Origin of the sequence: Gordonia sp. CPCC 205515, from assembly GCF_048537925.1 — a bacterium.
Classification (GTDB): Bacteria; Actinomycetota; Actinomycetes; order Mycobacteriales; family Mycobacteriaceae; genus Gordonia.
The window spans coordinates 489510-513873 of the sequence record NZ_JBCLVJ010000007.1 but is presented as its reverse complement, the minus strand read 5'-3'; the positions used below and the strand labels follow the sequence as shown (position 1 = coordinate 513873).

Genomic DNA, 24364 nt, shown 5'->3' with positions numbered 1-24364 from the left:
TCACCCGGAGAAACACCATGACCGACAACCTGTCCCTCGGCCAACGCGGCCTGCGTGAATCGGCGACCTTCGACCGCGCCGCCATCGCCGAGATCCAACGTGCCGCATCCACCGGCATCTACGACATCCGCGGTGGCGGTGCCAAACGCAAGGTGCCCCACTTCGACGATCTGCTGTTCCTTGGTGCGTCCATGTCTCGGTATCCCCTCGAAGGCTATCGCGAACGTTGCGGCACCGACGTGGTTCTCGGCGACCGCAACGCCAAATATCCACTGCACCTCGATACTCCGGTCACCATCGCCGGAATGTCGTTCGGCGCGTTGTCCGGTCGTGCGAAGGAAGCCCTCGGGCGGGGTGCGTCGGAGGTCGGCACATCGACGACCACCGGCGACGGTGGCATGACCCCGGAGGAACGAGGTCAGTCCAAGCATCTGGTCTACCAGTACCTGCCGTCGCGCTACGGCATGAACCCCGACGACCTCCGCAAGGCCGACGCCATCGAAGTCGTTCTGGGACAGGGTGCCAAGCCCGGCGGTGGCGGAATGCTGCTGGGGCAAAAGATCTCCGAACGCGTCGCCGGTATGCGTACTCTGCCGCAGGGTATCGACCAGCGCTCCGCGTCCCGGCATCCCGACTGGACCGGCCCCGACGACCTCGCCATCAAGATCGGTGAGCTGCGCGAGATCACCGACTGGGAAAAGCCCATCTACATCAAGGTGGGCGCCACCCGCACCTACTACGACGTGAAGCTCGCCGTGCACGCCGGCGCCGACGTCGTCGTCGTCGACGGCATGCAGGGCGGTACCGCCGCCACCCAGGACGTCTTCATCGAGCACGTCGGCATCCCCACCCTCGCAGCGATCCCGCAGGCCGTGCAGGCGCTCCAAGAACTGGACATGCATCGCAAGGTGCAGCTGATCGTGTCCGGCGGCATCCGCACCGGAGCCGACGTCGCCAAGGCGATGGCGCTCGGCGCCGACGCGGTCGCGATAGGCAGCGCGGCACTGATCGCGTTGGGCGACAACGATCCCCAGCACGAGGACGAGTATCGCAAGCTCGGTAGCGCTGCCGGCTTCTACGACGACTATCAGGAGGGCAAGGACCCCGCAGGCATCACCACGCAGGACCCGGAACTCGCGGCCCGATTCGACCCGATCGAGGGCGGCCGACGTCTCGCCAACTACCTGCGGGTGCTGACCATGGAGGCGCAGACCATTGCCCGCGCCTGCGGCAAGGCTCATCTGCAGCACCTCGAACCCGAGGACCTGGTGGCGCTGACCATCGAATCCGCTGCCATGGCGCGGGTACCGCTCGCCGGAACCTCCTGGATTCCCGGCATGAGCGGTGCGTTCTGATGGCGGCCGACACCGCAGACGTCGTCATCGTCGGCGGCGGGCTGGAAGGCGCCGCCGCGGCCTGGGCGCTCAGTGAACGCGGCATCACCGATGTCGTTGTCGTCGAACGCGATACCGTCGGCGCCGGCATGACAGGGAAATCGTCGGGCATCGTCCGCTGTCACTACGGCGTCAGCTCGCTCGCCGCCATGGCCGCCGTCGGGCTCGAGGTGTTCGAGAAGGCCGAGGACATCTTCGGTACCGACATCGGTTTCCGGCAGACCGGCTACGTGGTCGGCGTCGGCGAGGCCAACGTCGACAGCCTTCGGAAATCGCTTGCTGCGCAACGCGAGGTCGGGGTGCAGACCGAGGAGATCGACAAATCCGAGGTGGCGAAGCTGTGGCCGGTCGCCGATCTCGAACCGTTTGCCGCGTTCGGCTGGGAGGCCCGCGGCGGCTATGGCGATGCCTACCAGACAGCGCAAGCGTTCTCCGGCACCGCACGGGCTGCCGGAGTTCGGCTCCGGCAGGGCACCGAGGTGACCGGACTCGTCGTCGACGGTGACCGCGTCTCCGGGGTTGCCCTTTCCGACGGCTCCACCATCTCCGCCGGCACCGTCGTCGTCGCGACCGGCGTATGGAGCGCACCGTTCCTCGCGCCCTACGGACTGGACATCCCGATCCGGGTGCACCGCGAGCAGATCGTGATGATCGATCCCGGCGTCGACCTCGGGCGCGTACCGGTGTTCTCGGATCTGGTGTCGCTGCAATATGTTCGGCCCGACGTCAACGGGGAGATCCTGTTCGGCAACTCCGATCTCGCCGAGCTGGAGATCGCCGACCCGGACGGCTACCTCAACCGCGCCACCGAGTCCTTCATCGACCTGACCGTCGACAAGGTCGGCACCCGGTTCCCCGCATTGGACAACGCCTCGATCAGCAGCAGCTACGCCGGCTGCTACGACGTCACCCCGGACTGGAACCCGGTGATCTCCCGCACCCCGCTCGACGGACTGATCGTTGCGGCCGGCTTCAGTGGCCACGGGTTCAAGATCTCGCCCGCCGTCGGGCGGCTGGTCGCCGACCTCGTCGTCGACGGCCGGTCCAGTGACCCGCGTATCCCGGAGTCCGACTTCCGGTGGTCGCGGTTCGCCGAAGGGGAGCACCTCACCACCCGGTTCCCGTATGTCGGGGCGGGGGAGATGCGCTGAGCTGACAGCAAACCGCTCCCCCATTCGGAATCGGCTCCTTCGATCGAAGGCGCGGATTCGGAATGGGGGAGCGGGGCTTCGAGACGCGTCGGGCTCGCAGGCTCGCTCGTCGCTCCTCAGCCGGCGGGACGGGCGGGGGCTACTTTGTCCGGCCGGCTCGGGAGTCGTCGGCCCACTCCGGCTCGACGATGATCGGATCGCCGGAGACGATCTCGGCCAGCTCGGCGTCGATGACGTCACCATCGGCGACGGCTTCCTGCTGCTCGGTACGCCGCTGCTCGTCACCCGACTGGGTCTTGAGCGCGACCTCCTTGATGAACAGGACGGCCACCAGGGTGATGGCGGCGAGGATGCCCGCGATGAAGAAGATGCGGGCGATGCCGTCGCCGTAGGCGCCGCGGACGATGTCGGCGATCGGGCCGGGCAGATCCTTGAGGTTGGACAGGCCGGCACCGGACCCGCCCGCCTTGCTCATGTCCACACCGGCGGCGGTCAGGCCCTGGGTGATCAGGTCGGTGACGTGGTTGCTCAACACCGCACCGAGCACCGACACACCGGCGGCACCGCCGAGCGAGCGGAAGAAGGTGACCGTCGAGGTCGCGGCACCCAGCTGCGAGGCGGGCACGTTGTTCTGCACGGCCAGGACAAGGTTCTGCATGCTCATGCCCATGCCGATACCGAGGATGAACAGGTAGCAGCCGATCAACACCATGTCGGTGTGCGCGTCGATGGTCGACAGCAGGAAGAAGCCGGCGGTCATCATTGCGGCGCCCGCCACGATGAAGCCCTTCCACCGGCCGAAGCGAGTGATCAACTGACCGGACACGGTGGCCGAGATCATCGATCCGAGGATCATCGGCAGCGTCAGCAGACCGGCCGCAGTAGGCGAGTAGCCACGCGCGATCTGGAAGTACTGGCCCAAGAACACCGCACCGCCGAACAGTGCGACACCGACCGCGACGCTGGCGAGTACGGCCAGGGCGATGGTCCGGTCCCGGAACAGGTCCAGCGGAATGATCGGGTCCTTGACCTTGCTCTCGGTGACGACGGCGGCGATCAGCAGCAGCACACCCAGGATGACGAGTCCGAACGACATGGCCGAGGCCCAGTCGAAGCTCTTGCCGGCGAGGGTGACCCAGATCAGCAGGGTGCTCACACCGGCGGCGATGAAGGTGGCGCCGAAGTAGTCGATGCTCACGTCCTTACGGACGACCGGCAGATTCAAGGTGCGCTGGATGACCAGCAGCGCGATGATTGCCAGCGGCACGCACACGTAGAACGTCCAGCGCCAGCCGAGCCAGCTGGTGTCGACGATGACGCCACCGATCAGCGGGCCGGCGACCGTGGCCAACGACATCACCGCAGCGATCGGACCCTGGTAACGGCCGCGCTCACGCGGACTGAACATCGACGCGATGACGATGACGACCAGCGCCTGCAGACCACCCAGACCGAGACCCTGGATCACGCGGAACCCGATCAACATGTCCACCGACTGCGACAGACCCGCCAGGACCGACCCGAGGGTGAACAGCGCCAGCGCCAGCTGCACCAGCAACTTCTTGCTGACCAGGTCGGAGAACTTGCCCCAGATCGGGGTGGTCGCCGTAGACGCGAGCAGGGTCGCGGTGACCACCCACGTGTACTGGTCCTGCGTGCCGTGCAGATCGGTGATGATCGTCGGCAGTGCATTGGACACGATCGTCGACGACAGGAACGCGACGAACATGCCGAGCAGCAGACCGATCAGGGCCTCGATCTTCTGGCGATGCGTCATCGGCGAGTCGTCCGCCGGTGCGGCGACGGCCCCACCGGGCTGTGGCGTGGACGTACTCATGCGGAAACCTCCCAAGGTTCTGTGGGACCCGCGCGGATGACCCGCGGGTGAGTTCAGAAGCGTGCTCTCGATCACGTTTAGTTGAATGTTGCAACGATACGGGATGTTGGATGCAACATGCAACTATTGGGAGCTATTCCCGCAGTTACTTGGTGTTTTCGCCGAGGCGTCGCAGCAGGCGGGCCAGCGTCCGGACGTCGTCCTGGTCCCATCGGGACAGCCGATCGCGCCAGTTGGCCAGTGCGGTGGCATGCACTTCGTCCATGCGTGCTCGTCCGAGATCGGTCAGGGCGACCAACCGCGCGCGTGCATCCTGGGGATCGGGTCGTCGTTCGACGAGGTCGAGCCGCGCGGCCGAGTCGATCTGCCGGGTGAGCGTGGACTTCTCCAGACCCAGTTCGCTGACCAGTTGCGACATCGGCACCGCGTCGTTGCGGGACAGCAGCGCCAGCATCGGATAACAGGTCGGGTCCAGGCGCGGATGGATGGCGCGGGAACGTTCGCGGGATTGGATGCGACCTCGACGCCACATGTCGACCAACTCGGACTCGAGTTCGGTGATGGGGTCGGCGGTCACGAGGCGTTCCTTCGGCTCAGCGGCGGACGGTTGCTGCATCCGCTCGCCGACAGCGTACCCAGGCGCCGGGGGTGGGGGCGAGAGTGACGCCGGAACAATGGTGCGGGCTTCGGTGTTGCAGGTTTTCGTGATCCGACGCGGAAGCCGCGTCGAGAAAGAAAGGACCTCCGCGATGACCGTCACCGTCGACATCTGGACCGACATCAACTGTCCCTTCTGCTATCTCGGCAAGGGACGTTTCGAGGCCGCGCTGCGGGGGTTCGATCGGCGTGACGACGTTGTCGTCGTCCATCATTCGTTCGAACTCGACCCGACGGTGCCCGCCGACGTTTCCGGCGCGGTGGAACAGCACATTGCGGACAAATACGGCATCAGCGCGGAGCAGGTGCTCGCCAACGAACGCGGCATCGCCGCACAGGCCGGTGAACTGGGACTGCCGTACAAGGTCGGGGGCCGTGACTACGGCAGCAGCTTCGACATGCATCGGCTACTGCACTTCGCGCTCTCCCAGGGCAAGCAGGAGACGCTTCTCGACGCGCTCTACGCCGGCAACTTCGCCGAGGATGCGCCGTTGTTCGGGGATCGTGAACGGCTTGTCGGCGTTGCCGTTACGGCAGGCTTCGACGAGCAGGCGGTGCGCGGCGTCCTCGACGATCCCGAGGCCTACGCCGAGGACGTCCGGCGCGACGAACAACAGGCTGCTGCGCTCGGCGTCAGTGGCGTCCCGTTCTTCGTGTTCGGTGGCAAGTATGGCGTGTCGGGTGCGCAGCCTGTCGAAACCTTCACGCGTGCATTGGAAATGGCATCCAGTGAGCAGATCGTGACGGTGGGTGCAGACTCCGCCGACACGTGTGGACCCGACGGATGCGCGGTCCCGCAAGCCGATTGAGGCGTCAGCTTCCCGGAACCGGGTGGAAGCCGCCCTCCGGGCGCACCAGGTGCGCGTCGCCGAACTCGTTCGGGACGCCCTGCGGCGTCAGGGCCGAGATGTAGTGGTGCGGGCCGTGATCGTCGATCTCGTACTCGGTCGGTAGTCGGCGCAGGATGGGCAGCTGCCGTGCCGCGAACGAGAGTGGAAGTCCGAGCAGGCCGAGGAATCCGTGGTCCTGCGTGATCGGCTTGTCGGTGGTGTCGTCCCAACCCCGGTCGGCGTCGAATCGGTACTGCTGTCCGAAATGGGCGAATTTGCCGACGGCCGTTGGCGGTAGATGCGGCACCGGGTCCTTTTCATACACGTAGCGGACGGTGCGCTCCTGCAGGAACTCGTCGTCGCGGCAGCGGTCGGCGAACGCGGGTTCCCCGACCATCGGCTGCCCGAAGGTGTAGGTTCCGTGAAACGCGTCGGCGAACCGGCTCACGTACTCCGGTTCGGTGGCCAGCATGACCGCCATCAGCGCGGCCATCGCACCGCCGAGGCTGTGGCCGGTGACGTAGAGCGTGGACATCGGCTGCAACGGTCCGGAACTGTTGTCCGGGTTCGACGTTGCCATCCGTGCCCGGTCCGCATCGCCATCCGGATGCGGTTCTACGATGGGCAACCCGTTCGCGGCGCGTTTGAGTGCCTCGACGATCACGTACCGCGTGCTGCGGACATTGCGGTAGAAGCCGCCGTGGATGGCGTAGGTCCGGCCGTCGGAATCGCCGAAGGGGAACGCGATTTGGTCGGGATGCGCGTCGAGGTCGCCGAGCCAGCTGATCACGTCGGCCGGTTTGGTGCCCCGATAGGCGAGGATCACCACCCGGCCGTCGGCGCTCTGCACCAGGTAGGCGCTGGAGGTGATGAACATGGCGTCGACGGAGAAGGTCGCCTGCAGACATCGGTTGTGGGGCATCCCCATTCGGGCCATCATCTCGGCCATCGTCGATGCATCCGCGTATGCGTATCCCGAGGCCACCGCCAATGTGTGCTGGACTGTCGGGTCGGGGCAGTCGGTGGCGGTGACAAGATCGTCGACCAGGCCCGGATAGACCGGGAATTCGGCGTTCGGCGAGTCGAGCATGGTCGGCCGCAGCGTGTCGTACGACGGTGCGATGGCAGCGGAGATCAGCATGTCTGGAGCCTAATCGCAGATGACTCGTTCGCAGTGGTGCCGAACCCCTGCGAACTCTCGACCCCACTCTTAGAGTGAATGAGTCCGTGCACGGCTGTCGGGGTCGGTGAAGGGATCGTCGCGATGTCCACAACTGGTTCACCGATCAAGGGCGCGCCGTCGGCGAGTCTGCGCGAGATCACGCTCCGCGGCATCATCCTCGGCGGACTGATCACCCTGGTGTTCACCGCCGCCAATGTCTATCTGGGGCTCAAGGTCGGACTGACCTTCGCCACCGCAATCCCCGCGGCCGTCATCTCGATGGCGATCCTCCGGTACTTCGCCGACCACTCCATCGTCGAGAACAACATCGTGCAGACCATCGCGTCGGCGGCGGGCACGCTGTCGGCGATCATCTTCGTGCTGCCCGGCCTGATCATGATCGGATGGTGGACCGGCTTCCCGTACTGGACGACGGTCGCGGTCTGCCTGATCGGCGGCATCCTCGGCGTCATGTACTCGATTCCGCTGCGCCGTGCCCTGGTCACCGGATCCGACCTGCCCTACCCCGAGGGTGCGGCCGCCGCCGAGGTCTTGAAGGTCGGCGACACCGCCGCGGGTGCCGAGGAGAACCGGCGCGGTCTGCGGGTGATCGTCGTCGGCGCCGTGGTCTCCGCGTTGTTCTCGATAGCTACCCAGACCAAGATCATCGCCTCGACGATCTCCGGGTTCGTGCGGGTCGGTGCCGGTGGCACGATGTTCGGTGCGAGCCTGCTGTTTTCGCTGATCGGTGTGGGACACCTCGTCGGCGTCACGGTCGGTATCGCGATGCTGGTCGGGCTGGTCCTGTCCTACGGGATTCTGCTGCCCATCCGCACCTGGAACGACCTCCCCGGTTCCGGCTCCATCGACGATGTGGTCAGCTCGGCGTTCAGCAACGAGGTCCGGTTCATCGGCGCCGGCGCGATCGCGGTGGCCGCCATCTGGACGCTGGTCAAGATCATCGGTCCCATCGTCCGCGGCATCACCGAAGCGATGGTGTCGGCGCGGAAGCGGAAGGCCGGCAACAAGGTCGACATCACCGAACAGGACATGCCGATCACCCTCGTCGGCGGTGTCATTCTGGCGCTGCTGATTCCCATCGGATTCATGCTGTGGGACTTCGCGCACAACACCGTGCTGCACGGCAGTATGGGCTCGGTCATCGCGGTGAGCATCATCTTCGTCTTCCTGATCGGTCTGATCGTGGCGTCGGTGTGTGGTTACATGGCCGGCCTCATCGGGTCGTCGAACAGCCCGATCTCGGGTGTCGGCATCATCGTGGTGCTCGCGGCGTCGGTCCTCATCAACATCACGTATGGCTCCAGCACGTCGGAGGAGGCGGCCGCGCTGGTCGCCTACACCTTGTTCACCTCGGCCATCGTGTTCGGTGTCGCGACCATCTCGAACGACAATCTGCAGGACCTCAAGACCGGCCAGTTGGTCGGCGCGACACCCTGGAAACAGCAGGTTGCGCTCGTCATCGGCGTCGCCTTCGGCTCCCTGGTGATTCCTCCTGTGCTGCAGTTGATGCAGACCGCATTCGGTTTCGTCGGCGCGCCGGGTGCCGGGGAGGATGCGCTGGCGGCGCCCCAGGCGGGACTGATTTCGTCGCTGGCCGAAGGCGTGTTCGGCGGCGACCTCGACTGGGCGCTCATCGGAGTGGGTGCGCTCATCGGTGTGGTGGTCATCGCGATCGACGAGGTGCTGCAGCGGACCACGAAACTGAGCTTGCCGCCGCTGGCCGTCGGCATGGGCATGTACCTGCCGATGGCGGTCACCCTGATCATTCCGATCGGCGCGTTCATCGGCCGCTGGTACAACCGCTGGGCCGAGCGGACCGGCGGCAACGTCGAACGCAAGAAGCGTCTGGGTGTGCTGCTGGCCACCGGCCTCATCGTCGGCGAAAGCCTCTGGAATGTGGTGTTCGCCGGGATCGTCGCGGCGACCGGCCGCGACGACGTCCTCGCGATCGTCGGCGACAGCTGGGAGACCGGGGCGGAAATCCTCGGTGTCGTCGCATTCGTTCTCGTGACCGCCTGGCTCTACAAGTGGACGCAGAAGGAGAGCAGCAAGCCCTGAGTGATCAGGGCGTACAGTCGCTGATCGCCTGATCGAGGATCTCCAGCCCGAGACGCAACTCGTCGTCGGTGGCGGTGAGCGGCGGCGCGATTCGGAAGATCCCGCCCATGCCGGGCAGCTGCACGATGTTCATGTGCAGACCGAGGTCGAAGCAGCGTCGGGTGACGGCCGCTCCGAGTTCGTCTGCACCGCTCTTGGTTTCGCGGTCGGTGACGAGCTCGATGCCCTGCATGAGTCCGCGGCCGCGGACATCGCCGACGACGTCGTGACGGTCGGCAATCTCCAGAAGCCCTTGTCGCAGTGCCGCTCCCGCCTGCTCGGCGCGCGCTGCGAGGTCGTCGCGGATGAGGACGTCGAGCACGGTGTTGCCGACCGCGGCGACCAGCGGGTCGGAGACGTGGGTGGTGAAGAACAGGAAGCCGCGCTCGTGCGCCTGCGCTTCGATTTCCGCGGAGGTGATGGTCGCGGCCAGCGGCAGGCCGGCGCCGAGAGTCTTGGAGAGAGTGAGGATGTCGGGGACGACGCCGTCGAGCTGGAAGGCATACCAGTCGCCGGTGCGACACAGCCCGGTCTGTGCCTCGTCGAGGATCAGCAGCATGTCGCGCTCCTCGCACTTGTCCTTCAGCGCGCGCAGGTAGCCGGGTGGGAGTTCGATGAGCCCACCCGACGAGAGGATCGGTTCGACGATGCAGGCGGCGAGGGAGCCGACGGATTGGGCGTCGATCATGCCGAAGCCATAGTCGAGTTGACGACGCCAATCGTGGGTGCCGTCGGGGTGGGTGAAGTCGGGACGGTAGGCGTTCGGCGTCGGCAGCGCGAGGTTGCCGGGCGCCACCGGGCCATACCCCTTGCGCCCGGAGCTGTAGGTCGCGGCCGCCGCGGCGTGGGTCATGCCGTGCCACGACCCGGCGAACGACACGATCTCGTGTTTGCCGGTGACCAGCTTGGCCATCCGGATCGCGGCCTCGTTGGACTCGGCGCCGGTGGTCAACAGCACCACCTTGTCCAGCGGATCGGGCAGCGACTCCGCCAGACGCCGCGACAGGTCGACGACCGGCTGCGACAGCATGCCGCTGAACAGGTGGTCCAGTGTCGCGACCTGCCGCTGGACCGTCGAGACGATCTCCGGGTGCGAGTGACCGAGGATTGCCGACATCTGACCCGAGGTGAAGTCGAGCAGCGAACGGCCCGACTGGGTGTAGAGATAGCTGCCCTGCGCGCGGTCGATCAGCTCGGGCGAATAGCTGGGGCAATAGCGGATGAGTTGGCGTTGCGGGTCGTCGTCGCTCGTGTCTGTCGACACCTGATTCTCGCGAGTGCTCGTCATGTTCTCACCGTAGTGCGGCCGGTGGTCTAGCGTTTTGTGGCGGAGCATGCGTCTACAGAAAGGACTGCGGCAATGTCATCACTCGACATCGCGACGGCCGACGCCGTACAGATCTGGACCATCAATCTGACGGAGGTGGGTAACGCGATCACCGGCGCGGAACTGATCGCGGAGTTCGAGGCCGCTGTCGACGAGGCCAATCTTGATGCCGACGTTCGTGCCATCGTGCTCACCGGTGCCGGGCACATCTTCTCCTCCGGCGGCAACGTGCAGGAGATGGCCGACGAAGAGGGACTCTTCGGGCTGTCGGGAGCGGCCCAACGACACGGGTATGCCTCGGGTATCCAACGCATTCCGCGTGCCATGCTGCGCTGCGAGGTACCCGTGATCGGTGCGATCAACGGTGCTGCGGTGGGCGCCGGATGCGACCTCGCGATGATGTGCGACATCCGAGTCGCCGCCGAATCCGCCTTCTTCGCCGAGAGTTTCGTCCAGTTGGGGCTGATCCCCGGCGACGGCGGATCCTGGTTCCTCCAGCGGGCCGTCGGCTACGAACGGGCCGCCGAGATGACCTTCACCGGCGATCGGGTCGACGCGGCGACTGCGCTCGCGTGGGGCCTCGTCAGCCGGGTGGTGCCCGACGACGAATTGCTGTTCGAAGCAACCAAACTCGCGCGTCGGATCGCGCGCAACCCCGGTCACGCGCTCCGCATGGCGAAGCGGCTGCTGGTGGAATCCCGCACCAGCTCACTGGATTCGGTGCTCAACCTGGCCGCAGCGATGCAGCCGCTGGCGCATCAGACCCCGGAACATCGGGAACGCGTGGCGCGGTGGAGTAAGAAGTAGTCCTTCCCTCACTCACGCTGCTGCGCAACAAGTTCCGTGGCTGCCGTGGTAGCGAGGCGAACCGCCTCGAGCATCTCGCTCCCGGTGGCAAGGTGCGCCGCAAGAACGCCGGCGAACATGTCACCGGCACCGGTCGTGTCGACGACGTCGACCGGCTCCACCGCGATGCGTTCGACATTGCCGTCGGCGGCGGCGATCACTCCGTCGCCGCCGAGCGTGATCAGCACCGATCTCGCCACATCGAGTAGTTGTCGCGCAAGGGTTTCCGGGTCGTCGCTCGTGGTCGGCGCGTAGAACGCGGCCTCGTGTTCATTGACGACGAGCGGATCGGCGGCGGCGAGGATTGTCGGGTCCAGTTCGTCCACGGGGCTGGGGTTGAGGAGCATCCGACGGCCGTTCCGGGTACACCACGCAGCGACGGCAGCGGTGACCTCGCGCGGTGATTCGAGCTGTGTCAGCACGATTCGCGGATCAGCGGCGTCCAGGCTGTGGCGCACGTCGTCGGCGGTCAACGAGCCATTCGCCCCGGACAACACGATGATCCGATTGGCGCCGGAGTCGTCGACCTCGATGACGGCCTGCCCGCTGATGCCCTCGGTACGCCGGACGTGGGTGACGTCGACACCCCCTGCGAGTTGGGCGTCGAGCATCCGATCGGCAGCGTCATCGCCGCCGACGATCCCGATCAGGGCGGTGGTGCCGACGGTCGCCGCAGCCAAGGCCTGGTTGGCGCCCTTGCCGCCTGGCCGCTCCGACTTCGAACGCCCCATGACCGTCTCGCCGGAGTCGGGCATCCGCTCGACGTGGATGACGATGTCGAGATTGAGGGTGCCGACGACGGCGACGTCGACGTGTGCGTTGGTCACATGTCGATTATGCCGTCAGGGTTCCCAGGTCATCCGGCGGCCAACTGCATCCGCACCGGCAACGACTCCCACGACCGCAGGGTGTTGTTGAGGTGTCGGCGTGGCGGGGCGGTGAGTTCGATGGATTCGACGCGCGTGGCGAGGGCCGTCAGCAGGGCTTCGGATTCCAGGCGCGCGATGTGCTGGCCGACGCACTGGTGGATGCCCATGCCGTAGCCGACGTGTCCGGAGGGGTCGCGGGACAGGTCGAACTCGTCGGGTCGATCCCAGCGGCGTGGGTCGCGGTTGGCGGCACCGAGGAACATCACGATCTTCTCGCCGTCGGGGATGGTGACGCCGCCGATCTCGACATCTCTTGTGGCGGTGCGGAAGAAGGTCTGCACCGGCGACTCCCAGCGCACGGCTTCGTCGAATGCGGTGCGCGCGAGGGAGATGTCTTCGCGGACGCGTTGCCACTGTTCGGGGTGGGTGGCGAAGGCGTAGAGCACCGCGGCCAGGCCGTTGACGGTGGTGTCGACGCCCGCGGTCAGCAGCGACCGTACGATGCGCGGCGGCTGGTCGTGGGTGATGTCGCCGCGGTCGGCGGCGGCCCAGATGTCGGCGCCGAAACCGGTGTCGGCGAGGTTTTCTCGTTCGCACTGCTCTGCTACCCACGCGGAGAGCTCGCCGACGCGGGCATCGCCGGCGGCGACGAGGCTGTTGTGCGGGCCGAACGCGTTGAAGGTGTGGTTGCCGTAGGGCAGGAGGTTTTCACGACCTTCCTGTCGCAGCCCGACGGCATCCGGGAAGACGCGCAGCGGAAATGCCTGGGCCAGTGCGGGTACCGCGTCGAACTCGGTGCCATTGGCGAGGACCTGATCGACGAGCTCTACGGCGTCGGCCATCCAGCCATCGCGCAGGCGGCGAATCGAGCGTGGTGACAGGACCTTCGACAGCACCGCGCGCGGAGCGTCGTGGTGTGGCGGATCAGCCTCGAGAAGTAGGCTCGGTGGGCGCCAGGGCTTTTCGTAGCGGAAGTTGCTGAGTCCCACGCCAGCGCCGGACTGGAACGACTGCCAGTCGGTCAATGCGGCGTGTACCTCGTCGTAGCGGGCCATGCCGTAAATGCCATATGTCTCGAGGTAGACGACGGGGCCGGCCTCGCGCAGCTCTTCTTGGAATGGAAGAGGATCGGCGAGCACGTCGAGGCCGAACGGATCGGACGTCGAGGTGGGCAGCACGGGGGCGTCGGCGAGTGGGGTGGACATCGGAACTCCTTGTGGTTCAGACGAGAGAATCTACAGATCGAGGACGAGGCGATCGGAGCACGCGCGCGACACGCAGACGAGCATGCAGTTGTTGGCGGCGCGTTCGTCGTCGTCGAGGACGGAGTCGCGGTGGTCGGGCACGCCGTCGAGAACCGTTGTCTCGCAAGTGCCGCACAACCCTTCGCGGCATGAGCTGAGGACACCGATCCCGGCGTCGGCGAGGGCGTCGAGGACCCCGACCTCGGGTGCGACGGTCACCACGTGACCCGACCGCGCCAGTTCGAGTTCGAAGGCGATGCTACGGGAGGCTTCGTCGCCGGGCTGGGCGGTGAACCGCTCGAGCCGAAGTCGTCCGACCGGCCAGTGCTGGGTCAGCGCGGTGACGTCGTCGAGAAAGGACTGTGGCCCACAGACATACACGCGCGTGTCCTCATCGACAGCAGTCAGGAGTGTGGCGAGATCAGTACGGCCCGACTCGCTGCTGGCGACGATCGATACTCGATCCCCGTACACACCGAGGTCGTCGGCGAACGCCATGGTGTCCCGATATCGGCCGCAGTAGAGCAAGTCCCACTCCGCGCCGACGATCTCGGCCTGCGCCACCATCGGCAGCATCGGGGTGATGCCGATGCCGCCGGCGATGAACAGATACCGGGTCGCGGGTGCCATCCGAAAGTTGTTGCGCGGTCCACCGATCCCGACCAGGTCGCCGACGCGCAGTTCGTCGTGGATATACGACGACCCGCCCCGGCTGTCGGCTTCGCGACGGACTGCGATGCGGTAGGTGTAAGCGTCCCAACGATCTCCACACAACGAGTACTGCCGGGTGAGTCCGTTCGGCAGGATCACGTCGATATGCGCGCCGGGCGCCCAGTCGGCGAGGCGACGGCCGTCGGGGTGGTCGAGGGTCAGGGCAACCACATCGCGGGCGACGACCGTCCGGTCACGGACTCGTAGCGTGTTGGTGCTCTGCGGCGTCATGATCACTCCTCGATCTGTGGGCTGGATCAAGGGTGCCCGACGGAGTGGCCCAGGCCATAGTCAATTCTCAATCATTGAGAGAGTTGGACAAGCCCAGAGCGTAGGCGGAGGTCAGCGAGGTGCGGCGGCCGACGCCATTACCCGTGAGATCCCCCGCGCGGTCGCCTGCAGCGCCGGGATCTTGGTGAAAGCGGTGTCGTCGTTCGGCACGATCAGGGCGAGAGCGGCGATCACCGTGTCGTCGGACCCGCGGATCGGTGCGGCAATGCCGGTGGTGTCGGGGTAGATGTGCCCCGGACACAGCGCGTATCCCTGTCGACGGATGTGGGCGAGGGTGGTGCGGAGTTGGGCGGCGGTGTGAATCGTCTTGTCGGTGTAGACCGTCATCGGTGCGGTCGCCACGGCTTCCTGTCGGGCAGCGTCGGCGTGCGCGAGAAGGACCAGACCGGACGACGACGCATGTACCGGTAGCCGTCCCGCGATGCGGCTGTAGTTGACCACTGGATTGGGGGAGGTGAGTCGCTCGAGGAACAACACCTCGGTGCCGTCGAGCACCGCGAGTTGGGTGTCGTTACCGATGACCTGGTGCAGGTCCTCCATGAACGGCATGGCTGCCGCCCGCAGCCCGGTGGCAGGTGAGGATCGGGATGCCAACTCCCACAACCGGACTCCGATGCGGACCGACCGGCCGTCGCGTTCAAGCCACCCGGCGGCGGTGAGTTCCTCGATGATCCGGGATGCGGTGGCGACGTGGAGTCCGGAGCGGCGGGCGATGTCGCCGACGGTGAGTGAGGTGTCGTCGAGGCCGAATGCCTCCACCACCCGCACGGCACGCGCGATCACCGATTCTCCGGTGGCGACGCGCGGCATGGATGTTCCTGTTCTGGGTGGTCGTGGTGATCTCGATTAGACCACCACGACCCAACGGCTATCCCAGATGTGCGTAATTGCTCTGCGGCGGTGGGCCGACCATCACCACGTCGAGGTCGGCGATCTGACCGAGCTTGCCCATGAGCGTCGTCGGGTTGACGAGTCCCTCGGTGTAGACGTTGTCGGTGGTGGCGTCGCCGGTGCGGTCGAAGAACGGTTCGAAGATGTCGGTGGTCAGCACGCCGAGCATGCGGGTGTTGTGGGCGCCGAACGCGTAGCTGTGGATGGTGCCGGCCGGTGCGTGGACGTAGTCGCCGGGGGTGACGAGGACTTCGGTCCCGTTGACGGACAACCACACTCGACCCGACACGCAGAAGAAGTTCTCCGTGTGCTGCTGGTGGAAATGCTGCGGAATATAGGGCTGTTTCGCGCCGAGGGTCAGCACCGAGAAGTAGCGGCTGCCGGTGTTCGCGCCGCGCGCGGAGAACGTGTTGATGGCATCCGGCCATTCCCGATGCTCGCCCTCGTGGGCGCGGATGAAGTACGGTTCGACACCCGACGGGAGGCTGGTGTCCCAGGTGTCGGAGGCGTCGACCTGCGGCAGATCGTGGGTCTGCCAGCCGCCTGGTAGACCGATGGTGTCCGTGGACTTCGCGCTGTAGATATGCTGGGCGACTTCGGTTTCTGAGTTCAGGAGCGCGTCGAGTGCACCGCCGGGCGCCGACCACAGCAGGAACTTGGAGAGGTTCTGGGTGAAGCGATAGGCCACCGGTACCCCAGCGGGAACGTGAATCGAGTCGCCGGCGCCGAGGACTCGGCTCTCGCCCGGCAGCCAGAACTGGACGGCGCCGTCGAAGACGTAGAACGAACGCTGATGGTCAGCGAGACTGTGGAATCCGGCGCCCGCGCCTCGCGGACCGAGGACGAAGGCGGCGTCGAAACCGCCTCCGCTGTCGGCGGATCGGGCGATCACCGTCCAGAGCTGGTTGCCGATCTCATAGCGCTGTCCCTCGCCGGTGGGCAGGTAGTAGGGGACGGGTTCGCCGGGCAGTGAGCCGACGACAGGTGCGAGGCCGTGGATGGCGTCGAGATTGGTGGTCATGCGGATTCCTTTGCGTGCAGGGCGGTTACGGATGTGCTCAGAAGATGGGTGGCGAGGAACGCGCCGATGGTGTCGAAGCCGAATCGGGTGCGTTTCTCGGTGGTGGCGGTTCGGTGGGTGGCGGGCGCGGTGCCCTCGGCCTCGAGGCGTCCGTCGTCGAACACCTTGGCCATGTCGACGTCGAGCCGCCCGCCAGGGTTGAGGAAGCCGTGCCGGTAGTCGTCGACGAGGTAGAGGTCGCTGGCGACGCCATGGGCGAGGAGCGCCTCGTGCAGTAGCTCGCTGTGCCGATGGCCGACGAGGACGTCGCCGGTGCCGTGCGAGATCTGGAACGGCGGCGCGGCAGAGGTGACCTGCAGGTGCGGGCTGGCGGCGGTCGCTCGGTACGGCTGCTCGTCGGGCAGTCCGCCGATGAGGCGCGCCTCGGGCGAGTTGCGCGGGTCGGTGCCCGGGAGGGGAGCGCCGGGCGGGACGTCGGCCTGGGTGAGATCCACCGGTCCGTACGATTCTGCGACCGCCCGCACCGAGGCGTCGCCATCGGCGTCCTCACCCGGCAGCGTCGCGAGGTGTCCGGTGAGGCCGGCCAGCGCGGCGAGGTGTCCGCCGGCCGACGCGCCCCACACGCCGATGCGATCGGGGTCGAGGCCGAGTTCGGCGGCGTGGGTGCGCAGGTAGCGGATCGCCGCGCGCACGTCGTGGAGTTGAGCGGGGAAGATCGCCTCGCCGGTGAGTCGGTACTCGATCGAGGCCATCGCGATGCCGGCGTCGGCGAAGTAGCGCCACAGGTCTGGGGCGAGCGTCCGGTCGCCGGTGAACCAGCCACCGCCGTGCAGCCAGATGACGACCGGTACGGGTTCGGCCTGGTCTGGGCGGTAGAGGTCGAGCAGCAGCGGACCGTTGGCACGGTTGACGTACGTCAGCGTCCGCGGCGTTGCGGGTGCAGTGTCGGGGGAGGTCACGTCGACCATCGTGCGGTCTGTATCACACCAAGTCCATCAGGAATTGGTGGACGAACGTTCGGGTTACCCGAACGTTCGCTGGTCGCGAACGCTGTGTTCAACGACGTCGATGAAGTCCACGAGAGTGGGATTCGGGCGTTGGGGGAGGCAGAGGTAGGTCGTCAGTCGGGGTGCCGTCGGGAACGGGATGAAGTGGATGCCCGGTCGGGCGTACGACTCGGCGGCGGACTCGCCGGCGATGTTGATGCCCGCGCCGACGCTGCAGAGCTCGAGGACCTCTTCGAAGCTGTGGGCGATGGGACGAAGCACGACGTCGTCGGTGTCGCCGATCAGGGTGTGCAGCCAGCGCGACGACGTCTCGCTGTCACGGACCGCGATGAGCGTTTCGCCGGACAGATCCGCCCGCGTGATCGCGGGGCGGTTGGCGAGGCGGTGGTCGTCGCGTACGACCACGACGCACCCTTCGTTCCAGAGTGGTTGCGCCCGAACATCCTTCGGAGCCTCGCCGGCCTCGGTGACGAAAACGCAGTCAACCTCGTCGTCGGCGAGTGCGCGGTAGGCGCCGTCGAGTCCGAGGTGTTTGATCTCCCAGGTGACCTCCGGCATCGCCGCGGTCGCCGCCGACATCGTCGCGCGGAACCGGGCACTCGAGACCATCAGCCCGACCCGGACCGCGGTGCGTCGTCGCCCGCCCCCGCTCCATTCGACGACCTCATCCATCGCCGCGAGCGCCTGCCGCGCGAGGGGGAGGAGTTCGGTGCCGGCCGCGGTCAGGGTGACGTGGCGCGGAGTGCGCTGCAGGAGTGGTCGGCGGATCCGTTTCTCCAGGACCGCGATGTTCTCGCTGACCGTCGACGGACTCAGGTGCAACGACTGCGCCGCGCGACCGAAATGCAGGTGCTCGGCGACGGCGACGAAGCAGCGGAGTTGTTGCGTGGTGATGTCCATGGTCGTCCCCGATCGTAGGTCTCTGCGGATCAGCGCACCCCGCGTTCCCGCGTTGACAGCGCCCTCCGTCGCGTCGACAGCGCCCTCGGACTGCGCAGCGTGGCGCTGTCAACGTGATCGAGGGCGCTGTCGAGGAGATTCAGGGCGCTGTCGACGGGATGCAGGGCGCTGTCAACGTGGCGCGGGTTTCACTGAGTGAAAGCTGGGTGTCGACGGATGTGACGCGGGACTCGTAGGTTTCATTGCATCGCCCCTTCGACACGCTCAGGGAGCGGACGGCGTCGACGTTTGCACAGCCCCACGAATCGGAGAACACCATGAGCAACACCACCCGCACGCAGGTTGCGATCGTCGGCGGTGGTCCCGCCGGCCTGATGCTGTCGCATCTGCTGCACAACGCCGGCATCGAGAGCGTCGTCATCGACAACCGCACCGTCGAGCAGATCGAGACCACCCACCGTGCCGGCATCCTCGAACGTGACAGCGTGCGGTTGCTCGTCGACTCCGGTGTCTCCGACCGGGTTCTCACCGACGGCCACGAACACGAGGGCATCTCGCTGCGCTTCGGCGGCGTCAGCCACCGCATCGACTTCCAGAAGCTGGCCGGTGCGTCGTGCTGGCTCTACCCGCAGACCGAGGTCTTCATCGACCTGCACCGTGCCCGCACCCGCGACGGCGGCGACGTCCGCTACGGCGTCAGCGACGCCGAGGTCACCGGGGTGACCGACACCCCGATCGTCCGATTCACCGACGCCGACGGCGCGCGCCAGGAAATCACCGCCGACCTGGTCGTGGGCGCCGACGGCTCACGCAGCATCTGCCGCGGCCTCGTCGCCGACGCCCATCAGTACTTCCGCGAATACCCGTTCGCCTGGTTCGGTGTCATGGTCCAGGCCCCGCCGAGCGCCCCCGAACTCATCTACACCCGCGCCCCCGAAGGCTTCGCGCTCATCAGCCAGCGCACCGACACCGTGCAACGCATGTACTTCCAGTGCGACCCGGGCGAGAACCCCGATGACTGGTCCGACGACCGCATCTGGGACCAGCTACACACTCGACTGTCCGGGGAGGATGGCTTCCGGCTCAAGGACGGCCCGGTCCTCGAACGCACCGTGCTGCCATTCCGCAGCTTCGTCCAGTCCCCGATGCGCCACGGCAAACTCCTGCTGGCCGGCGACGCCGCGCACACCGTCCCGCCGACCGGCGCCAAGGGCCTCAACCTCGCCCTCGCCGACGTCCGGGTACTCGCCGACGTCCTCGAACGCGCCATCACCAAGGACGACGACGCCGCGCTGGACACCTACACCGACCGCGCGCTGTCTCGCGTGTGGAAGGCGCAGCACTTCTCGTACTGGATGACCACGATGCTGCACAACGTCGACGGCGCCTCGGACTTCGACGAACAGCGCCAGCTCGGTGAGTTGGAGACGCTGGTGGCCTCGGAGGCCGGCTCGACCTACCTCGCCGAGGGCTACACGGGTTGGCCCCTCCACTGACCTCCGGGACGGTCGGCACCCGATACCGTTGAACGATGACCGACATCCTGTGGCCCGGAGACCAGCACGCTGGTGACCTGTTCACCGACACCGCGGTCCTCGACGCGATGATCGCGTTGGAGGCGGCGTGGTCGTCGGGGCTGACGAAGGCCGGAATCGCGCCGCCCGGTGTCGAGGTGAGCGCCGACCGGTTGCGCGCCTTGGTGTCCGATGCCGACCGGGAATCCATCGCGGTGTCCGCCGAATCCGGCGGCAACCCGGTCATCCCGCTGGTGAAAACCCTGCGCGCCGGGCTCGGCGACGGTGGCGCGGCCACCTGGCTGCATCGGGGGCTCACCAGCCAGGATCTCGTCGACACAGCACTCATCTCCTGTACCGCAACGGCTTTCACACAATTGCGCGCAGAGCTCCGAGAACAGGTGCGGGCTCTCGTGCGGCTGGCCGATGAGCATCGAGCCACCCCAATGGTGGCACGCACCCTCACCCAGCAGGCGATCCCGATGACGTTCGGGCTCAAGGTCGCCGGCTGGCTCCGCGGTGTGCTCGACGCCGTCGAACAGGTCGACCGTTTGGTATTCCCGGTGCAGATCGGTGGTGCGGCAGGTACTTTGGCGGCCGCCTATGAACTCGCGGCGGCACTGGACGATCCGGCGTCTGCAGTCCTCGAGGCCACCACGGTGGCGGCCCGGGAACTCGGCCTGGAGCCGACCGTGCCCTGGCACACCGTGCGCACCGAGATCACCCGTAGCGGGGATGCCGCGGTCGGCTGTACCGACGCGTGGGGGCACCTCGCCAATGATGTACTGACGTTGTCGCGCACCGAGATCGGTGAGCTCGGCGAAGGAGCGGCCGGTGGGTCGTCGACGATGCCCAACAAGGCCAACCCCGTGCTCTCCGTATTGATCCGACGCGCCGGACTCACCGCCCCGATGCTGGGCGCGACGTTGCACGTGGCCGCGGCCGACGCGTTGGAGGAGCGGTCGTCGGGGGCCTGGCATGCCGAATGGGATGCGCTGCGAACCCTGATGCGGCACACGGTTATTGCGGGTCGACAGACCACCCGGCTGGTCGCCGATCTGCGGGTGCATGCCGATCGCATGCGCGCCAATCTCGACGCTGCCGGGGATGCGGTGACCGCCGAACAGCGCACCATGGCCAAGCTCGCCGATCACCCGCCGCGCGGCGATTATTTCGGTGCCGCAGACAGACTCATCCAGATTCAACTCGACCGTGCAGAGGGAGTCCAATAATGACGAAGTACGACGACGGTATGGTGGTGCGCCGCGAGGTCCTGGGCGATGCGCACGTCGACCGCGCGACCGCCGCGATCACTGATCTGACCCAGGAGTTCCAGGAGTTCATCACCGAATACGCGTGGGGCAGCATCTGGACCCGGCCGGGACTCGACCGCAAGAGTCGATCGATGATCACCCTCACCGCCCTGATAGCGCGTGGCCATCACGAGGAGCTCGCGATGCATGTGCGCGCGGCCGTGCGAAATGGGTTGTCGCGCGACGAGATCAAGGAAGTCATCCTGCAGTCCGCGATCTATTGCGGTGTCCCCGATGCGAATACGGCGTTCCGAATCGCGTCGAAGGTGTTCGCGGAGATCGACGCGGAGGGCTGACACCCGCCGCGCGGTACAGTGCTTTCACTGAGTGAAAGGCTGGTGGGATGGCGGGCAACACGAGCGCACCGGGGCAATCCGTTGCGGCACGCACCCTGTCCGTCCTCGGCACGTTCGACGACGGCCACCGCGCACAAACCCTGACCGAGATCGCCGGCCGTGCCGAACTCCCCGTCCCTACTGCGCACCGACTGGTGCGCGAACTCGAGGCGTGGGGCGCCCTGGTCCGTCGACCCGACAGCACCTTCGTCATCGGTCGGCGTCTGTGGGATCTCGGCCTGCTCGCCCCGATCCAATCCGGTCTCCGCGAAGTCGCGGCGCCTTTCCTGCAGGATCTGTATGCCGCGACGCGGGCCACGGTGCATCTGGCGGTGCGCGAGGGCACGCAGGTGCTCTACCTCGACCGACTGTCCGGGCGCACCTCGGTTCCGGTGGTCAGTCGCGTCGGCGGGCGATTGCCGCTGTATTCGACAGGCGTCGGCAAGGTTCTTCTCGCACACGCCCCCGACGACGTCCGTCGAGCAGTGCTGGCCGAGCTGCGTCCGTTCACCCGGCACACCATCGTCGCGCCCGGGGTCCTGGACCGACAACTACGTCAGATCCGGCAGCAGGGCTATGCGACCACGGTCGAGGAGATGACATTGGGTGCCTGCTCGGTCGCGGTTCCGGTGCGAGCGGGCGACGAGGTGGTCGCCGCACTCGGCGTGGTGGTGCCAACGCTCGGGCGGAATCGCACTTCACTCGTCGCTGCAGCGCAGGTCGCGGCCGCCAGTATCGGGCGCACGGTCGGTATCCGCTGACTATCAGCGCTCGGCTTCCTTAATCATTGACAAACTCAATGATTAAGCGTTACCGTGATTGGCACCACATCTCGATCGATCAGGAGTGTCAGCATGCGTAATCAGGGCGTCGGCACGTGGCCCTTCCGGAGCTCACGTCGGGACCCGGAGGCGACCGCGATCGTGTTCCGCGAGCAGGGCATTTCCTACCGCGAGCTCGATGAGCGGGCGACCCGGTTGGCGCACGCGCTCGCCGACCTCGGCCTCGAGCGTGGCGATCGCGTCGCGCTGCTGAGCGCCAACCATCCGTCATACCTGGAGGGACTGTTCGCCACAGGGCTGCTCGGGGCTGTGCTGGTGCCGCTGAACGCGCGACTCACTGCACCCGAGGTCACCTACGCGCTCCGCGACTCCGGTGCCCGCATCCTCGTCCACTCCGCCGAACTCGGACAGGTCGCGGTCGCATCCGCTGAGGAGGCCGGTGTTCAAACACGCGTGGTGGTCGACGGCGCTCCTGACGCCGATGCCGTTGGCTATGAGCAGATCATCGCGGCAGCCGGCGTCGAACGCATCGATCGCGATGTGTCCCACGACGACGCGTGCTTCATCATGTACACCTCCGGAACCACCGGAAATCCCAAGGGCGTCGTCCTGACGCACGGCGGTGTCACGTTCGCCTCGATGAATCCGATCGTCGACCTCGACCTCCGCAGCGATGAGGTCTCGCTCGTCGCGGCACCGCTGTTTCACACGGCCGCACTGAATTACATCTCCCTGCCGACAATTCTCAAGGGCGGCACGGTGATCATTGAGGAGGGGTTCGAGGCGGGCCGAATCCTCAAAGTCATCGAAGAGCGCAAGGTCACCTACTCCTTCGGCGTACCCACGATGCTCGACGCGATGAGTGCACATCCGGACTTCGCGAGCGCGGATCTGTCGTCGATCCGGCGTTGGATAGTTGCCGCGGCACCGGTTCCGCCACGCACCCTGCACACGTACACCGAACGCGGAGTGAACCTGTGCCAGGGCTACGGGCTCACCGAAACCGGTCCGGGCGCATTGGTTCTCACGCCGAAGTTCGTCGAGAGCAAACTCGGCACCGCCGGAGTGCCGCAGTTCTTCACCGATGTCCGAGTCGTCGATGTCGACGGGGTGGAGACCAAACCCGGTGAGCGCGGGGAGATTCAGATTCAAGGACCGAACGTGATGCGCGAGTACTGGAATCGTGAGGACGCCACTGCAGCAGCGTTCGTCGACGGTGGTTGGTTCCGGTCCGGGGACGTCGGCGTTCGCGACGACGAGGGATACATCACCATCGTCGACCGGCTCAAGGACATGATCATCTCCGGCGGTGAGAACATCTATCCTGCCGAGATCGAGGCGGCCATCCTCGAGTACCCCGGTGTCGTCGGCTGTGGCGTCTTCGGCGTGCCGAATGACAAGTGGGGCGAGGTGGGCTGCGCGGCAATCACTCTCGCGCCAGATTCGACACTGACCTACGACGATCTGGAGAGCTTTCTGAACGGGCGGCTGGCCCGCTTCAAGATCCCCAAGTCGATGGTGCTGCTCGAGGAGATCCCGCGCAACGCAACGGGAAAGATCCGCAAGGACCGGCTCCGCGACATGTACTCCACGCCTGAGCCGGTCTGAGGGCAGGTCAGGTCGTCGAGGTGTTGAACGTGGTGCGGTAGAGCAGGTCACGCAACGCCTCGAGCTGATCGTCATCGGCCCCGACGAAATGTTCGCGCGACACATCACGAGTGAGTTCGCGTGCGCGGCCGCACAGTTCGCGGCCTGCGTCGGTGGCAAGGATCAGCTTGTTGCGGCGGTCGTTCGGATCGGTGGTGCGTACCACGAGATCTCGTGATTCGAGTTCGTCCACAAGGGCCACGATCTGACTCGGATCGAGACCCACGTCGGAGGCCAGGCGTCGTTGGGTGATGCCGTCGGGCTCATCGCAGACTGCGGCCAGCGCGCTGTATCCGCGGACTTTCAAGCCAAGTGATGAGAGCTTTCGGTTGGTGGTCTTGACCAGCAGCGCGCTGGTACGCGCAATGAGGAATCCGAGATCGTCCTCGAGGATTCGCCGCTCTGACATCGGACTCCTTTCGCTGGTGGCGACACACCACATGGAGACTATCAGCAATCAACCATTGACAAACTCAATCATTGCGACTCTAATCAAATAGGACGCAGTACACGCCCC

At 66.4% G+C, this 24364-nt stretch carries 22 protein-coding genes; 10 read left to right on the top strand and 12 right to left on the bottom strand.

The genetic code is table 11. The features are described from left to right. The first annotated feature begins 17 nt into the window (after nucleotides 1-17). Both AAFP30_RS11500 and AAFP30_RS11495 read left to right on the top strand, forming a co-directional pair. Nucleotides 18-1355, top strand: a complete 1338-nt coding sequence (locus tag AAFP30_RS11500) for an FMN-binding glutamate synthase family protein (RefSeq protein ID WP_419230030.1) — start codon at nucleotides 18-20, stop codon at nucleotides 1353-1355. Next, on the top strand, nucleotides 1355-2545 hold the full coding sequence (locus tag AAFP30_RS11495) for an NAD(P)/FAD-dependent oxidoreductase (RefSeq protein ID WP_419230029.1): 1191 nt from the start codon (nucleotides 1355-1357) through the stop codon (nucleotides 2543-2545). The genes AAFP30_RS11500 and AAFP30_RS11495 overlap by 1 nt, the downstream gene beginning before the upstream one ends. Nucleotides 2546-2684: 139 nt before the next feature. Here the strand turns inward: AAFP30_RS11495 and AAFP30_RS11490 are convergent, their stop codons facing one another. Both AAFP30_RS11490 and AAFP30_RS11485 read right to left on the bottom strand, forming a co-directional pair. After that, nucleotides 2685-4382 carry an MDR family MFS transporter gene (locus AAFP30_RS11490; protein WP_419230028.1) on the bottom strand — a complete coding sequence of 566 codons (1698 nt, stop codon included), beginning with the start codon at nucleotides 4380-4382 and terminating at the stop codon, nucleotides 2685-2687. Between the two features lie 145 nt (nucleotides 4383-4527). Next, nucleotides 4528-4959, bottom strand: coding sequence for a MarR family winged helix-turn-helix transcriptional regulator (locus AAFP30_RS11485; protein WP_419230027.1), 432 nt, complete (start codon nucleotides 4957-4959; stop codon nucleotides 4528-4530). Nucleotides 4960-5131: 172 nt separating this feature from the next. On the opposite strand from AAFP30_RS11485, the gene AAFP30_RS11480 reads away from it, so the two are divergent. Next, the gene (locus tag AAFP30_RS11480; protein ID WP_419230026.1) at nucleotides 5132-5848 is read left to right on the top strand and encodes a DsbA family oxidoreductase; all 717 of its coding nucleotides are present in this window, start codon (nucleotides 5132-5134) and stop codon (nucleotides 5846-5848) included. A gap of 4 nt (nucleotides 5849-5852) precedes the next feature. Here AAFP30_RS11480 and AAFP30_RS11475 read toward each other — a convergent pair whose 3' ends face one another. After that, complete coding sequence (locus tag AAFP30_RS11475) at nucleotides 5853-7010, bottom strand: lipase family protein (protein ID WP_419230025.1); 1158 nt, start codon at nucleotides 7008-7010, stop codon at nucleotides 5853-5855. 123 nt (nucleotides 7011-7133) lie between these two features. Here AAFP30_RS11475 and AAFP30_RS11470 point away from each other — a divergent pair, with 123 nt between their 5' ends. Beyond that, nucleotides 7134-9110 (top strand): OPT family oligopeptide transporter, encoded by a 1977-nt coding sequence (locus AAFP30_RS11470; protein WP_419230024.1) that lies wholly within the window; start codon nucleotides 7134-7136, stop codon nucleotides 9108-9110. Nucleotides 9111-9114: 4 nt separating this feature from the next. Here AAFP30_RS11470 and AAFP30_RS11465 read toward each other — a convergent pair whose 3' ends face one another. Next, the gene (locus AAFP30_RS11465; RefSeq protein ID WP_419230023.1) at nucleotides 9115-10437 is read right to left on the bottom strand and encodes an aspartate aminotransferase family protein; all 1323 of its coding nucleotides are present in this window, start codon (nucleotides 10435-10437) and stop codon (nucleotides 9115-9117) included. Between the two features lie 72 nt (nucleotides 10438-10509). Between AAFP30_RS11465 and AAFP30_RS11460 the strand changes: the two genes are divergently transcribed. Beyond that, nucleotides 10510-11283 (top strand): crotonase/enoyl-CoA hydratase family protein, encoded by a 774-nt coding sequence (locus tag AAFP30_RS11460; protein ID WP_419230022.1) that lies wholly within the window; start codon nucleotides 10510-10512, stop codon nucleotides 11281-11283. 8 nt (nucleotides 11284-11291) lie between these two features. Here the strand turns inward: AAFP30_RS11460 and AAFP30_RS11455 are convergent, their stop codons facing one another. From AAFP30_RS11455 to AAFP30_RS11425, 7 genes are all read right to left on the bottom strand, one after another. After that, nucleotides 11292-12149 (bottom strand): ribokinase, encoded by an 858-nt coding sequence (locus tag AAFP30_RS11455; protein WP_419230021.1) that lies wholly within the window; start codon nucleotides 12147-12149, stop codon nucleotides 11292-11294. A gap of 29 nt (nucleotides 12150-12178) precedes the next feature. Then, nucleotides 12179-13396 (bottom strand): cytochrome P450, encoded by a 1218-nt coding sequence (locus AAFP30_RS11450; RefSeq protein ID WP_419230020.1) that lies wholly within the window; start codon nucleotides 13394-13396, stop codon nucleotides 12179-12181. A 30-nt stretch (nucleotides 13397-13426) separates the two neighbouring features. Further along, nucleotides 13427-14377, bottom strand: a complete 951-nt coding sequence (locus tag AAFP30_RS11445; RefSeq protein WP_419230019.1) for a PDR/VanB family oxidoreductase — start codon at nucleotides 14375-14377, stop codon at nucleotides 13427-13429. Between the two features lie 111 nt (nucleotides 14378-14488). Continuing rightward, entirely contained in the window at nucleotides 14489-15247 is a 759-nt protein-coding gene (locus AAFP30_RS11440; protein WP_419230018.1) for an IclR family transcriptional regulator, read from the bottom strand. 58 nt (nucleotides 15248-15305) lie between these two features. After that, nucleotides 15306-16349, bottom strand: coding sequence for a quercetin 2,3-dioxygenase (locus tag AAFP30_RS11435; RefSeq protein ID WP_419230017.1), 1044 nt, complete (start codon nucleotides 16347-16349; stop codon nucleotides 15306-15308). Then, complete coding sequence (locus tag AAFP30_RS11430; RefSeq protein WP_419230016.1) at nucleotides 16346-17308, bottom strand: alpha/beta hydrolase fold domain-containing protein; 963 nt, start codon at nucleotides 17306-17308, stop codon at nucleotides 16346-16348. Before AAFP30_RS11430 ends, AAFP30_RS11435 begins: the two co-directional genes overlap by 4 nt. Before the next feature lie 63 nt (nucleotides 17309-17371). Next, a complete protein-coding gene (locus tag AAFP30_RS11425; protein ID WP_419230015.1) occupies nucleotides 17372-18256 on the bottom strand; it encodes a LysR family transcriptional regulator in 885 nt (294 codons plus the stop codon). 317 nt (nucleotides 18257-18573) lie between these two features. On the opposite strand from AAFP30_RS11425, the gene AAFP30_RS11420 reads away from it, so the two are divergent. The 5 genes from AAFP30_RS11420 to AAFP30_RS11400 all read left to right on the top strand — a co-directional run bounded on the left by AAFP30_RS11420 (nucleotide 18574) and on the right by AAFP30_RS11400 (nucleotide 23808). Continuing rightward, complete coding sequence (locus AAFP30_RS11420; RefSeq protein ID WP_419230014.1) at nucleotides 18574-19752, top strand: 4-hydroxybenzoate 3-monooxygenase; 1179 nt, start codon at nucleotides 18574-18576, stop codon at nucleotides 19750-19752. Nucleotides 19753-19787: 35 nt separating this feature from the next. Further along, the gene (locus AAFP30_RS11415) at nucleotides 19788-21002 is read left to right on the top strand and encodes a lyase family protein (protein ID WP_419230013.1); all 1215 of its coding nucleotides are present in this window, start codon (nucleotides 19788-19790) and stop codon (nucleotides 21000-21002) included. Then, on the top strand, nucleotides 21002-21379 hold the full coding sequence (pcaC, locus tag AAFP30_RS11410) for a 4-carboxymuconolactone decarboxylase (protein WP_419230012.1): 378 nt from the start codon (nucleotides 21002-21004) through the stop codon (nucleotides 21377-21379). Before AAFP30_RS11415 ends, pcaC begins: the two co-directional genes overlap by 1 nt. Before the next feature lie 47 nt (nucleotides 21380-21426). Continuing rightward, the gene (locus AAFP30_RS11405; protein WP_419230011.1) at nucleotides 21427-22179 is read left to right on the top strand and encodes an IclR family transcriptional regulator; all 753 of its coding nucleotides are present in this window, start codon (nucleotides 21427-21429) and stop codon (nucleotides 22177-22179) included. Between the two features lie 93 nt (nucleotides 22180-22272). Next, entirely contained in the window at nucleotides 22273-23808 is a 1536-nt protein-coding gene (locus tag AAFP30_RS11400) for an acyl-CoA synthetase (RefSeq protein WP_419230010.1), read from the top strand. A 7-nt stretch (nucleotides 23809-23815) separates the two neighbouring features. On the opposite strand, the gene AAFP30_RS11395 is transcribed toward AAFP30_RS11400, so the two are convergent. Then, complete coding sequence (locus tag AAFP30_RS11395; protein ID WP_419230009.1) at nucleotides 23816-24256, bottom strand: MarR family winged helix-turn-helix transcriptional regulator; 441 nt, start codon at nucleotides 24254-24256, stop codon at nucleotides 23816-23818. Nucleotides 24257-24364: the final 108 nt, after the last annotated feature.